A 12,962-nucleotide genomic window follows, 5' to 3' on the forward strand; every position below is an offset into this window, starting at 1 on the left:
GGCTATTATTTCGTCTGGTACCCGTTATAACTAACGACCGACTGAAAGTCTTTCCGTTTTTTAGGACGTTCGGATTGGGTCGAATAACCGAGGATGACATCCAGGACAACCCTTTTATTGTCGGGAATATCCAGCAACTTGCGGATCTTGTTCTCATCAAACCATCCCAGAATGCAAGTACCCAATCCTTCATCCTCTGCCGCCAAACAAAGCTGGGCGGTAGCAATGCCGATATCAATCGGTGCAAAATCCTTTTTCTTTACCCATCCGCCGAAGCCGGAACTTAGATTTACTTTTTCCTCAACAATCAGGATATGTACCGGAGCTTGTTTGGTGAAATGATTCAATCCCAGTATCCTCGTGGAAGTAGCGTCGGCTACTTTATTTTTCAGTTCCGGATCATCCACGACGATAAAATGCCAAGGCTGGGAGTTGCAGGCAGACGGAGCCACCCGCGCCGCTTCCAGAACACGTTCGATCTTTTCCCGTTCCACCGGACGGTTCGTATCATAGGCCCGGTCGCTTTGGCGTTGTTGCGCCAGCGATAAGAAATCCTTCATCTTACTTGTATTGGATCAGCTTGCTGATATATTTACCAATTATGTCGAACTCAAGGTTGACTACGGTTCCTTTCGCTATCTGGTGAAAGTTCGTATTTTCATGAGTAAAAGGAATGATGGCGACCTCAAAACGGTTGTCCTCCGAATTGCAGACGGTCAGGCTGACTCCATTCACGCAAACCGAGCCTTTCTCAACGGTCAGGTATCCCTGCTGCGCCATGGCCTTGTCGAATGTATATTCAAACGTATAATACCAACTTCCATCCGCTTCTTTCACGCCGGTACAGACGGCTGTCTGGTCGACATGTCCCTGCACGATATGCCCGTCCAGACGCCCATTCATCAGCATACTGCGCTCCACGTTCACCCAGTCCCCCACCTTTAATCCGCCGAGGTTAGAACGTTCCAGCGTTTCGCGGATCGCCGTCACCGTATAGGTGGTATCCGTCAATTTGACAACGGTCAGGCAAACGCCGTTATGGGAAATACTTTGGTCGATCTTCAACTCGTCGACAAAGGAGCAACCTAATGTCAGGTGAAGATTCCCTTTATCATGTTCTACCGCAACGACTTTCGCTGCTTCTTCTACGATTCCTGAAAACATAGATTTGTTGTTTTATGATTTTATACCGATTCCAAAGGTAACAAAAAAGATTGAAGGGACGAATTGCATCCGCCCCTTCTTATCCGATATTATCTCTTATTTACTCTTATTTTCCTTGCTCCAACTGCAGCGTCTTGGTCGGTTCGTCACAGACTTCCGTCGGTCCGAAGTATTGGATAGGACCAGGATAGACATAGTCCGTATGGATCGCCCAGGAATCGCGGTTGGCGGCAAACGCCTTGAACGGCGCACCAGCTAGGCGTACCAGCGCTTTCTGGATTACCGGCTTCAATTCCCCATGGCGTTTCTCCATATTCATCATCATGGTCACCGGTATGCCGCCGGCAATCCACTTCTCCGCCGGGGCGGTCGTGTTGCGGACGGAAGCCATGTAGCCCGTTTTCCCTTCCTGAATCAGGCAGGAAGCCGTATATCCCAGAGAATAGCAGTAATCGGCGTCGTAATTGGACGGAGCGGCACAACGTCCTTCATATCCGAAGAAGTGGGTCAAAGAAGAAAATTTCCCTACGTATTTACCCTCCTGCTTCCATTCGGCCAACCGGGTTCCGACCATTTCTGCCAGTAGCTTTTCGGTTTCAATCAAAGACACCTGTACGTTTCCGTGAGGATCCCGGTCCAGCGTAAGCTGGCGTGCGACTCCTTCCGGCAGGCTGGCGTAAAGGGTTGCATTATCCTTCGTCAATTTGCCGATGATATAATTGCGTTGTTCCGAACGTCTGATCAATTTGAATTCCGACTCGTTCTTTGCCAGGAAATCATTCAGTTCGGCTATCAGCCGCTTCATCGCCGGGATGAACTCGATCAGTCCTTCAGGGATCAATACCGTACCGAAGTTATTGCCCTGCTCCGCGCGTTGGGCTACAACCGTTGCGATAGCGTTGACAACATCATCCAGCGTCTGGTCCTTTGCCTCTACTTCTTCCGAAATAATGCACACATTCGGATGCGTCTGCAAGGCGCATTCCAAAGCAATATGGGAAGCGGAACGCCCCATCAGCTTGATAAAGTGCCAGTATTTGCGGGCGGAGTTACAGTCCCGCTGAATATTCCCGATGACTTCGGAATAGACCTTGCAAGCCGTATCGAAACCAAATGACGTCTCGATTTGTTCGTTCTTCAAGTCACCGTCGATCGTTTTCGGACAGCCTATCACCTGTACGCCGGCTCCGATCGCTTTATAATATTCAGCCAAAACACAGGCATTCGTGTTCGAGTCGTCACCACCGATAATCACCAAGGCGGAGATATTCAATTGCTTCAGAATTTCGAGGCCTTTGTCAAACTGTTCTTTTGTTTCCAATTTGGTACGGCCGGAACCGATCATATCGAAACCACCCGTATTGCGGTAATCGTCGATAATATCGGCGGTCAGTTCCATATACTTATGGTCGATCAGTCCACCGGGACCCAAAATAAACCCGAACAAGCGGGAATCCTTATTCGTAGCCTTCAAACCGTCAAATAAACCGGCGATTACATTATGCCCACCGGGAGCTTGTCCGCCGGAAAGAATAACTCCGACATGAATTGCCGGATACGCCTTTTTATCATGGCTCTTCTCAAAAGTAACCAACGGCATGCCGTAGGTATTCGGGAATAACCGTTTGATTTCATCCTGATCGGCAACAGATTGGGTATACTCGCCGTCTACTGCTTTGACAGCACCTTTCAATGCAGCCGGAACTTTCGGTTTGTAGGCTGCACGTGCAATTTGTAATGCGCTCTTAGTCATAATTATTTATTTAGCTTACTATATTGTAGTTTTGTTTCTGCCGTAAGACGGTGCAAATATCGCTTTTTTTTATTAAATAAGAAACACGAAACAAATCCCCTTGCGTCAAACAGCAGGAAGACAATATTGAGGCATACTGAATTCCATCCGGACAAATGGACTCTATCATAGAGTAGTATCCGGATAGCGCGCTCACTTTATTCGATTCGATCCCATATCCGCAGGATTTAAAAAAAAAAGAGCATTATTCCATTATCTCCTTTTACAATACAAGCATTAGTGTCCCATTAAAATTAGGACGTTATTAAAAATCAAATAAACTTATAGATACGAAATTCAGAGTGAAAAAATTGAGTGCACTGGATTATTTGACATAAAGAGTCTAATGAAAGCAAATATTTCGAAAAGTCATGCCCGTTCTATAAGGAAATAGTTATATTTGCGTACTAAATAATTTAGTGGAAACAGGTTACTAATTGATGAAACGCATTATATCCATATTTCTGTTGCTGGTGATGCTGGTTGTAGGCTTACAACCCGTATTGAACATGCATTTTTGTGGAGGGGATCTGCTTTCCGTCAGTATAGTGGAACGTTCCGATGAGGGTGGTTGCTGTTGTGCGGACAAGGGGCACGAACCTAAGGCGGAAAGTAACGAGGCTTCCTCTCTTTTCCTTGCTAACGAACACAGGAACTGCTGCGTACAACAACAGATCGAAATAGCGACAGATCAGTATCAGGTACAATCATTCGAACTAAGCAAATTATTGCTTTCATTGAACCATATATGGTTGGCTTGGGATTATACGATCAACTATATTAATCCCGGTCATTCGGTTTCCATCCAACATCTCTTTCCACCAGGAGGGCTGAACAAGTTGAATCTCGACTTGCTTGCCTTCGTTTGTGTCTATCGTATTTGATTTTATATAACCGGCAATACGCGTTGCCGGTAAAATGACTATTGCTCCGGACATATTAATAATATAAATTTGTTCAGGGTTCATGCATTTATTGTATAAAATCAAATAAATCACTATGCTTAATAAAATTATAAAATATTTTCTGGATAATAGGCTGGTCACGATCTTACTGCTTATTGTCGTGATTGTTTGGGGTGTCTCGACAGCGCCCTTTAACTGGAACGGAGGCCTGCTGCCCCGCGATCCGATCCCGGTGGATGCGATTCCCGACATTGGCGATAACCAGCAGATCGTGGCGACGGAATGGATGGGACGCTCTCCCAAAGACATACAGGAGCAAGTTACTTACCCGTTGACCACCTCATTGTTGGGAATACCGGGAGTAAAAACCATCCGAAGCACCTCCATGTTTGGTATGTCATTCATCTATATCATATTCGATGATGATGTGGAATTCTATTGGAGTCGTTCCCGTATTTTGGAAAAACTGAATTCCCTCCCCTCCGGCACACTGCCTGAAGGCGTACAACCGAGTCTCGGGCCGGATGCAACGGCATTGGGACAAATTTTCTGGTACACCCTGGAAGGACGGAATCCCGAAACAGGGAAACCGGCTGGCGGATGGGATCCCGAAGAGTTGAGAACCGTACAGGATTTCTATGTCAAATATTCCCTGTCGGCGGCTGAAGGAGTTTCCGAAGTCGGCTCTATCGGCGGATTCGTAAAGGAATACCAGGTAGAGATCAATCCGGACGCCATGCGGGCATACAACGTATCTATCATGGATGTGATGAACGCGATCCAAAAGAGCAATCTGGATATCGGCGCCGAAACGATTGAAATCAACAAAGCCGAATACCTAGTGCGGGGATTAGGGTATATAAAAAAGGTCTCCGACCTGGAAGAAGCGGTGATAACCGTCCGCAACGGGGTTCCAGTCAAGATAAAAGACATCGCTTTTGTTAATCTCGGCCCGGCGACGCGAAGGGGCGGGCTCGACAAGGAGGGCGTGGAAGCAGTCGGCGGCGTAGTAGTCGCCCGCTACGGCTCTAATCCGCTTCATGTAATAAATAACGTGAAGGACAAAATAAAGGCGATGGAGGCAGGGCTTCCGCAAAAGACACTTCCGGATGGGAGCATATCCAAAGTCACGGTCGTTCCGTTTTATGACCGGTCGGGACTGATTCAAGAGACGATCGGTACGCTCCAATCGGATCTGTCGCATGAAATACTAATCAGCATCATCGTCATTATCATCATCATCGTCAACCTCAGGGCTTCCATCGTCGTATCCAGCCTGCTTCCTATCACCGTACTGGCCACTTTCATCGTCATGCGGCTCCTGAAGATCGACGCTAACATTGTCGCCCTGTCGGGAATCGCCATTGCCGTAGGGGTAATGGTCGATATTGGCGTCGTCTTTGTGGAGAACATTATCCAACACCTGGAGAAACCCGGCAACAAGGGAGTTACAAAGGGAAAAACATTGGTTGAATTGATCTATAAAAGCGTGAGCGAAGTATCGACGCCTATCATTGTCGCAATGCTTACCACGATCGTAAGTTTTCTCCCCGTTTTCTTTCTGGAAGCACAGGAGGGAAAATTATTCAAGCCGCTGGCCTATACGAAAACGATTACATTGATCTCGGCTTTGGTATTAGGTATGGCGATTGTGCCGACGCTGGTTTACTATTTCTTTTCCATTAGAATCTCATCGAAGGTCGTACGCAAGATATTGAATATTATCCTGATTGCCGGCGGAATAATCTGGTTTGCCTTTACGGGCGTATATCCGGTACTTGCCCTGCCCCTGTTCGGCATAGCCAACCTGTATGCCCCCCCGATGGAAGAATCCGAAGACAACTACATACGTCACTGCAGGCATAGCTATCCTGGCGGCAGTATCGCTGTTGACCTCGGAATGGTTGCCGGTCGGACCGCAGGAAGGATTCTCCCTGAATTTCCTGATCGTCGTCCTCAGTATTGCATTGATCCTCTCCTTCTTCTGGGCATTGATCGCCCATTATGAAAAATTGATCCGCTGGTGCCTGTCCAATCGCTGGAAATTCATGATGATTCCACTTGCCACGTTATTGCTGGGGGGTATGATCTGGCTGGGTTTCGATACGATATTCGGATTCGTGGCCAAAGGCTTTGAAACAGTCGGATGGAAACAATTCCGGCAAACGGCATTCTGGCGGTCTGCAACTGAAAAGTTTCCCGGTATAGGCGAAGAATTTATGCCCAGCCTCAACGAAGGTTCTTTCCTCCTGATGCCGACCAGTATGCCGCATACCGGCATCGGGCAGAACCTCCAATATATCGAAGCGCTGGACAAACGCGTTTCCAACATACCGGAAGTAGAAATAGCGGTAGGCAAATGGGGCCGCGTTAATTCGGCGCTCGATCCCGCCCCTACGCAGATGTTTGAGAATACGATCAATTATCGCTCCGAATACATACTGGATGAGAACGGACACCGCCAGCGATTTAAGGTGAACCGGAAAGGAGCGTTTATCCTGACGGACAGCTCCATATATGATCCGAAAAAAGGATTCCGCCTGGTGCCGTCGGATAGCCTGGTCGCGGATAGAAACGGAGATTATTTCAGACAATGGCGGCCTGAGATCAAGAAACCGGACGATATCTGGCAGGAGATTGTGAACGTTTCCCATATGCCCGGATTGACTTCCTCTCCAAAACTGCAACCGATCGAAGCGCGTCTCGTCATGCTGTCGACAGGGATGCGCGCGCCGATGGGATTAAAGGTAACGGGGCCGGATCTCGAATCCATCGAGCAGGGAGGAAAAGCCTTCGAGGCCGCCCTTAAGGAAGCACCCTCCATTCTTCCCTCTACCGTATTCTACGACCGCGCCGTGGGAGCACCTTACATAGAGATTAAGCTAAACCGCCAAAACATGGCCCGTTACGGTATTTCGGTTGCCGACCTTCAGGAGATTATTAGCTCTGCCGTCGGAGGAATGGCATTGACGACTACGGTTGAGGGCCGCGAGCGGTTTCCTGTCCGGCTGAGATATCCCCGCGAATTAAGGGACCGCCCGGAAGAGCTGTCCAGATTGATCATTCCGACGGCTACCGGCGCGCAGATTCCTCTCGGCGAAGTGGCGGAGATCGAATATACCCGGGGGGCGCAAATGATACAAAGCGAGAATACCTTCCTGTTGGGCTATGTGATCTTTGACAAGGTCGCGGGCAAAGCCGAGGTAGACGTCGTCAGGGAGGCTGACAGGATGCTGCAAGCCAAGATCCGTTCCGGTGAACTGAAGTTACCCAAAGGGGTATCCTATCAATTTGCCGGCAACTACGAACAGCAGCAAAGAGCCGCCAGCCGTTTAATGATTCTGATCCCTATTTGTTTGCTGCTGATTTTATTGATCCTTCATTTCCAGTTCAAATCGGTAACGGCATCGTTCATTCACTTTTCAGGAGTATTCGTCGCCTTTGCGGGAGGATTCATTCTCTTGTGGCTGTACGGAGAGCCTTGGTTTATGAACTTTTCAATAGGAGAAATCAATATGCGCGACCTGTTCCAGATGCATTCCATCAATCTAAGCATTGCCGTATGGGTCGGATTCATTGCGTTATTCGGCATATCTACCAGCGACGGTGTACTGATGGGTTCCTTCATACACGATACATTTAAGGAAAGGAATCCGCGGACAAAAGAAGAGATCCGGGAAGCGGTCGTTTTTGCCGGGCTGCGGCGTGTGCGGCCTGCGGCAATGACCACTTCCGTCACGCTTATCGCCTTATTGCCGATCCTGACTTCCACCGGCAGGGGATCCGACATTATGGTTCCGATGACCATACCGACCTTCGGAGGGATGCTGATCCAATCAATGACCATGTTTGTGGTGCCCGTACTCCAATGCTGGTGGAGAGAATGGGCGGTTAGAAAATACGGACGTATTAAAGAATAAAGGAAAATGTTATGAGATATTATCAATTGAAATATTTACTGATATTATGGTTGACGGCCGCGGCCGTCACGGATCTGTCCGCCCAGACGACGGATTCGTTAAACCATTACCTAAAGATCGCCGCGCAAAATAATGCCGGTGTGAAAGCCGACTTCCTGGCCTATAAGGCGTCACTGCAAAAAATACCCCAGGCCGGCGCTTACGAAGACCCGCAGTTGGAGATGGGATTCTACCTCGAGCCGATGGATCTTATCGACGGACGCCAAATAGGCGAGTTTAAGCTGATGCAGATGTTTCCTTGGTTCGGCACGAAAAAGGCCGCACAAACGGAAATGACGCACATGGCCCAAATGACGTTCGAACAATTCCGGGAGACGAGGGATGCACTATACCTGAGTGTCTATGCCCAATGGTACACCTTGTGCCGTTTGCAGCAGCAACTGAGGAACAACGATGAAAATAAAAAGTTGCTGGCGCAATTGGAAGAGCTCGCCATACGGCGGTTTGCCGCTCCGGGAAGCGGCCCCGGACAAGGCTACTCCCCATCGGCATCCACTCCTGCGGCACAAAGCAAAGCTTCTGCCCCGTCGGGCGGAAGCGGCATGGCGGGGATGGGTACGATGGGAAGCGGCAGCAATACGCAAGCCTCTTCCGGAAGTTCGATGTCCGCCATGTCCGGTTCGGGCGATGGCATGGCATCCGGGATGGGGAGTGCTTCCCCCGGCTTGTCGGACGTGCTTCGCATCCGGTTGGAAGCGACCGAAATCGACAACAATATAGAAAGCCTGCAATCCGAACTAAAGGCGGAGAAAGCCAAATTCAACGCCTTGCTCAACCGCCCCACCGAATCCGGAATACAGGTTCCGGATTCTTTCGAACAGCTTCCTTTCCTCTTTGATACCGTATCGGTAAAGGAAAGCATGGAAAGCCGGAATCCGATGCTGGGCATGATCCGGGAAGAAGGGCTTGCCTATAAGGCAAAAGGTGAGATGGACAGGAAAATGAGTTACCCGATGTTCGGCGTCGGATTGCAATACATGCTCATCGGCAAGAGCCAAAAAAGCTCCATGGATATGGAAACCGGCGCAGGTATGAGCAGTATGGACGGAAAGGATATGTTGATGCCGATGATTTCCGTCAGCATCCCTCTTTACCGGAACAAATACAAGGCGCAACAACGGGAAAGTAAATTCCGCCAACAGTCGAGCGCCGAAAAATACGTCCAGACATTGAATACACTCGAAGCCGACTGGTATAAGACAAGACACCAACTGGACGATGCGGCCAGGAAGATCACCTTATATGAGAAACAGGAAGAACTTGCAAAAACGACCTACCGTTTAATCGTAAATGAGTTTGTGGCAGGTAAAAACGATCTGACCAATGTGATACAGGTCCAAAGGCAACTGCTCGATTACCAACTCAAAAAAGCAGAAGCGGTGGCGGACTATAATATAATGGTAGCTTCCGTACGAAAATTAATTTCATTTCAATTTTCAGAACAATAAAAACAGACAGACAGAATGGACACGAATAAAATAAAACAATGGTTCAAAAACGATTATGTCAGGTACGGACTGATACTGCTCGCCGGATTACTGCTCGGCTGGCTGATATTCTCCGGCGGTTCGGAGGGTACTCCGGGGGAAGATCATTCCGGACATACGCATGAGATGCATACCGATGAAAACGGCGTAAAATATTGGACTTGCTCGATGCATCCCCAAATCAAGATGGATAAGGCGGGCAAATGCCCTATTTGCGGAATGGATCTGATACCGGTGAAGGCTTCCGGCACAGGAAGCGATGCAATCGACCCGGACGCCATACAGATGTCCGAAGAAGCGGCGGCGCTGGCAAACGTCCAGACCTTCAAAGTGACCCGGGGTAATCCGGTAAAGGAGATCCGCCTATATGGTGTTATCCAGGCGGATGAACGGTTGTCGGAGTCCCAGGCATCCCATGTAAGCGGACGGATAGAAAAGCTGTCCGTCAACTTCACGGGTGAAAGCATACACCGGGGCCAAACGATAGCCATGATTTATTCACCCGACTTATTGAATGCCCAACAGGAACTCCTGGAGGCGGTAAAAATGCAATCCGTTCAACCCGCCTTATTGCAAGCGGCGCGGGAAAAACTGCACCTATGGAAGTTGACCGATGGCCAGATCGCGAGTATCGAGCAATCAGGCAGCGTCTCCCCTCTCGTCGAGATCAAAGCAAATACCGGTGGTATTGTGGTCGGAAAGAGAGTCAGCCAAGGCGACTATGTCAACCAGGGAAGCGTCTTGTTCGACATTGCCAATCTTTCGCAGGTATGGGCCGTCTTCGACGCCTATGAGCCGGACCTTCCATTCCTGAAAGTAGGCGACCGGCTGGAGTATACGCTTCAGGCCTTACCCGGCAAGGTCTTTTCGGGAAGGATCTCATTTATCAATCCGATCCTGGATCCGGCGACGCGCACCGCCAAAGTGAGGGTCGAAACCGCCAATTCCGGATTAGAATTGAAACCGGAAATGTATGCAAATGCAATCGTCAAGACTTCTCTCAGGCAATACAATAATGAGATCGTTATTCCGAAGTCGGCCGTTTTATGGACAGGCAAACGTTCGATTATATATGTAAAGCAGCCGCATACGGAGACGCCCGCCTTCCTGTTCCGGCAAATTGAACTCGGCCCTTCGTTAGGCGATTCCTATGTCGTCCTTTCAGGGATCGAAGAGGGGGACGAGATTGTAACCAACGGCGTCTTCACTATCGACGCCAGCGCCCAACTCGAAGGCCATCGCAGTATGATGAACGATCAATCCGCCCGGCCGGCAACCGGCCATGAAGGCCATGACATGTCATCGATGGGGAATGAGAAGAAACCGGACGCCTCTTCCAAGACGGAACATGCGATGATCAAGGTTCAGGGCAGTTGCGAAATGTGCAAAGACCGGATTGAAAATACCGCCAAAGGGATCGCTGGAGTGGCTTCGGCAAACTGGGATATGAGGTCGAAGCAATTGCATCTGAACATCGATCCTTCACGGACCAACATGGATATCGTCAGTAAGGCGTTAGCCGGAGCGGGACACGATACGGATAAATACCGGGCGAATGATGAAACTTATAATGCATTACCTGCTTGTTGCAAATACAGGAAATAATAGCTTATAATAATTTAGTATTTAACAATTTAAAAGTATAGAGATGAAAAAGTTATTTTTTATGGCCGCTTTAGGCTTGTTTTTCGTGACCTCATGTCATTCAAAATCTTCAAGCGACAACTCACAGGAAGAAAATCAGAATATGGAAATGATGCATTCTTCCGCCAACCAGAAAGATGTGCACGCCATGTTGGGCGTACAGGGTAGTTGCGAGATGTGTAAAGAACGGATTGAAAAGGCGGCAAAAACTGTAAAAGGCGTCTCCTTTGCAAACTGGGACGTAAACGAGAAGATATTGCATTTGAATTTTGATCCGAAACAAACCAGTGTCGAGGCAATCAGTAAAGTGATAGCCAAGACCGGGCATGATACAGACAAAGACAAAGCAACCCAGGCAGCCTATGACGCATTGCCCGATTGCTGCAAATACCGGAAATAATCCCGGATTTTACATTCGCAAATACATCGATGAGGGTATGCATCCAACCGGCAAGCCGCCCTTACATACCCTCATTGGTATTTTTTATTCTGACAATTTCAACACCCAGGCTTCATAAGCCTTCAGGAAATCCGAAAGAAACGCTTCCACTTTCGGATCGTGTAATTCTCCATCCTTATTAATACTGTCGGCAATATGCGCGAGATAGGCTTCCGGTTGCTGCAAGGTCAATACATCCAAGAAAACCAACGACTGCCGCAGGTGATGGTTTGCCCCGAATCCGGAAATATTACCGGGGGAGGAACTGATGATTCCGCCCGGCTTCCCAGCCCATACATTCTGCCCGTAAGGACGCGAACCGACATCAAGTGCATTTTTCAATACGGCCGGGACGGAACGGTTATATTCAGGAGTTATAAACAAAACGCCATCCGTGGCTTTAACGGCAGCTCTGAATTTCTCATAAGCGACAGGTGCCGGGCCTTCATCATCATAGTCCTGGTTATACAAAGGCAGATCACCTATTTCGATTATTTCATAATTAAAAGTATCCGAGGACTGTTTCTTTACATACCGTGCAATACTTTTATTAAAAGAAGCTTTTCGCAAGCTTCCGGCAAAGATTCCGATTTTTTTCATTTTACTTTTGTTTTTATTACCACTATTAATGAAAGGAGAAAAAGGCCCTAATTGTTTATCTTTTTAGTTTCTTTAAAAATTTGTATTAAATTACACGGAAAGCAAACCATTCCGCTTCAGACATAGAGAAGGCGCATACTGACAATTTGACACATCCGAATAAATGGTTTACTATTTGTTTCTCTCTCTTCATGGAAGAGAAAATAAAAATATTCGAAAACGATAAAAACCAACCGATGGATGATTTTTATCAAAGATTCAAAGGAACATTAGAGCAAGGACATTCATTCCCATCCAATTATACATTTAAGTTCATTGTTCCGGCGGAGCAAAGCAATATTGCGAAAATACATACGATTTTTGAAAAGGCAAATGCCAGCTTTTCATCAAGAGATAGTAGAAACGGCAAATATGCGAGCATAACCGTCAACGCACTGGTCAATGATGCGGATGACGTAATAATCTATTACCGCCAGGTAGCCGCCATCCACGGCGTCATGCTACTCTAATCAATGATTCATTAAGCAAAATAGTTTTTTTACAATTTACATATCCTCCAACGTCAGGCAAGCTGTCTTAATTTCCTCTTTAAAGAATAGTTTGGTGCGCAGAACTTCTACCTTATGCTGAAATAGTTCCGGTTTAAAGTTCTTGCGCTGGCGTTTTACTTCGGCCATAAATACGTTGGGCGATTCTGCTGAAATGGCTATAATGTCTATCTCATTCTGATCTACATTTTTCCCTTTAGAGGTTTCCCACCAAATCTTCCTCTAAACGTTGTAGTAAACCTCCAACGCTGGCATTACCGATTGATTCTGATATCTCAGAAGCTGCATTCCTTCCTGAAGCAATAGCAGAAAGGATGGCATAGTAATTTCCATATTTCTTGCCGAACTCCTGAATAAGCAAAATGTTTCCTTCTTCAAGGAAAATGGAAAGTGATGTGTTTTT

Annotated in this window: 10 protein-coding genes and 1 pseudogene; 6 read left to right on the forward strand and 5 right to left on the reverse strand. The window is 47.7% G+C overall.

What is annotated here, in order from left to right; genetic code table 11:
* Nucleotides 1-5: 5 nt before the first annotated feature.
* The 3 genes from BQ8014_RS14870 to BQ8014_RS14880 form a co-directional block, all read right to left on the reverse strand.
* A complete protein-coding gene (locus tag BQ8014_RS14870; protein ID WP_080905034.1) occupies nucleotides 6-560 on the reverse strand; it encodes a nitroreductase family protein in 555 nt (184 codons plus the stop codon).
* Between the two features lies 1 nt (nucleotide 561).
* Nucleotides 562-1,164 carry a riboflavin synthase gene (locus BQ8014_RS14875; protein WP_080905035.1) on the reverse strand — a complete coding sequence of 201 codons (603 nt, stop codon included), beginning with the start codon at nucleotides 1,162-1,164 and terminating at the stop codon, nucleotides 562-564.
* Between the two features lie 106 nt (nucleotides 1,165-1,270).
* On the reverse strand, nucleotides 1,271-2,917 hold the full coding sequence (locus BQ8014_RS14880; RefSeq protein WP_080905036.1) for a diphosphate--fructose-6-phosphate 1-phosphotransferase: 1,647 nt from the start codon (nucleotides 2,915-2,917) through the stop codon (nucleotides 1,271-1,273).
* Nucleotides 2,918-3,396: 479 nt separating this feature from the next.
* Here BQ8014_RS14880 and BQ8014_RS14885 point away from each other — a divergent pair, with 479 nt between their 5' ends.
* From BQ8014_RS14885 to BQ8014_RS14905, 5 genes and pseudogenes are all read left to right on the forward strand, one after another.
* Nucleotides 3,397-3,840, forward strand: coding sequence for an HYC_CC_PP family protein (locus tag BQ8014_RS14885; protein WP_139785137.1), 444 nt, complete (start codon nucleotides 3,397-3,399; stop codon nucleotides 3,838-3,840).
* A gap of 115 nt (nucleotides 3,841-3,955) precedes the next feature.
* Nucleotides 3,956-7,781 (forward strand): annotated as a pseudogene (locus BQ8014_RS14890) (efflux RND transporter permease subunit).
* 11 nt (nucleotides 7,782-7,792) lie between these two features.
* A complete protein-coding gene (locus tag BQ8014_RS14895; RefSeq protein ID WP_080905038.1) occupies nucleotides 7,793-9,289 on the forward strand; it encodes a TolC family protein in 1,497 nt (498 codons plus the stop codon).
* Between the two features lie 15 nt (nucleotides 9,290-9,304).
* Nucleotides 9,305-10,933 carry an efflux RND transporter periplasmic adaptor subunit gene (locus BQ8014_RS14900; RefSeq protein WP_080905039.1) on the forward strand — a complete coding sequence of 543 codons (1,629 nt, stop codon included), beginning with the start codon at nucleotides 9,305-9,307 and terminating at the stop codon, nucleotides 10,931-10,933.
* A gap of 43 nt (nucleotides 10,934-10,976) precedes the next feature.
* Complete coding sequence (locus tag BQ8014_RS14905) at nucleotides 10,977-11,372, forward strand: heavy-metal-associated domain-containing protein (protein WP_080905040.1); 396 nt, start codon at nucleotides 10,977-10,979, stop codon at nucleotides 11,370-11,372.
* Nucleotides 11,373-11,456: 84 nt separating this feature from the next.
* Here the strand turns inward: BQ8014_RS14905 and BQ8014_RS14910 are convergent, their stop codons facing one another.
* The gene (locus BQ8014_RS14910; RefSeq protein ID WP_080905041.1) at nucleotides 11,457-12,011 is read right to left on the reverse strand and encodes an NADPH-dependent FMN reductase; all 555 of its coding nucleotides are present in this window, start codon (nucleotides 12,009-12,011) and stop codon (nucleotides 11,457-11,459) included.
* A gap of 191 nt (nucleotides 12,012-12,202) precedes the next feature.
* On the opposite strand from BQ8014_RS14910, the gene BQ8014_RS14915 reads away from it, so the two are divergent.
* Entirely contained in the window at nucleotides 12,203-12,520 is a 318-nt protein-coding gene (locus BQ8014_RS14915; RefSeq protein WP_080905042.1) for a DUF493 family protein, read from the forward strand.
* Nucleotides 12,521-12,556: 36 nt separating this feature from the next.
* Here the strand turns inward: BQ8014_RS14915 and BQ8014_RS19880 are convergent, their stop codons facing one another.
* Nucleotides 12,557-12,688 carry a hypothetical protein gene (locus BQ8014_RS19880; protein ID WP_255376312.1) on the reverse strand — a complete coding sequence of 44 codons (132 nt, stop codon included), beginning with the start codon at nucleotides 12,686-12,688 and terminating at the stop codon, nucleotides 12,557-12,559.
* Between the last annotated feature and the right edge of the window lie 274 nt (nucleotides 12,689-12,962).

The organism is Parabacteroides sp. Marseille-P3160, from assembly GCF_900162725.1.
In the GTDB taxonomy this organism is placed as follows: domain Bacteria; phylum Bacteroidota; class Bacteroidia; order Bacteroidales; family Tannerellaceae; genus Marseille-P3160.

Bases quoted from the DNA above. Each gene is read 5' to 3' on its own strand.
- BQ8014_RS14910 (WP_080905041.1), bottom strand. From the start codon at position 12,011: ATGAAAAAAATCGGAATCTTTGCCGGAAGCTTGCGAAAAGCTTCTTTT.
- BQ8014_RS14880 (WP_080905036.1), bottom strand. From the start codon at position 2,917: ATGACTAAGAGCGCATTACAAATTGCACGTGCAGCCTACAAACCGAAA.
- BQ8014_RS14885 (WP_139785137.1), top strand. From the start codon at position 3,397: ATGAAACGCATTATATCCATATTTCTGTTGCTGGTGATGCTGGTTGTA.
- BQ8014_RS14900 (WP_080905039.1), top strand. From the start codon at position 9,305: ATGGACACGAATAAAATAAAACAATGGTTCAAAAACGATTATGTCAGG.
- BQ8014_RS14895 (WP_080905038.1), top strand. From the start codon at position 7,793: ATGAGATATTATCAATTGAAATATTTACTGATATTATGGTTGACGGCC.
- BQ8014_RS14915 (WP_080905042.1), top strand. From the start codon at position 12,203: ATGGAAGAGAAAATAAAAATATTCGAAAACGATAAAAACCAACCGATG.
- BQ8014_RS14905 (WP_080905040.1), top strand. From the start codon at position 10,977: ATGAAAAAGTTATTTTTTATGGCCGCTTTAGGCTTGTTTTTCGTGACC.
- BQ8014_RS19880 (WP_255376312.1), bottom strand. From the start codon at position 12,688: ATGGCCGAAGTAAAACGCCAGCGCAAGAACTTTAAACCGGAACTATTT.
- BQ8014_RS14870 (WP_080905034.1), bottom strand. From the start codon at position 560: ATGAAGGATTTCTTATCGCTGGCGCAACAACGCCAAAGCGACCGGGCC.
- BQ8014_RS14875 (WP_080905035.1), bottom strand. From the start codon at position 1,164: ATGTTTTCAGGAATCGTAGAAGAAGCAGCGAAAGTCGTTGCGGTAGAA.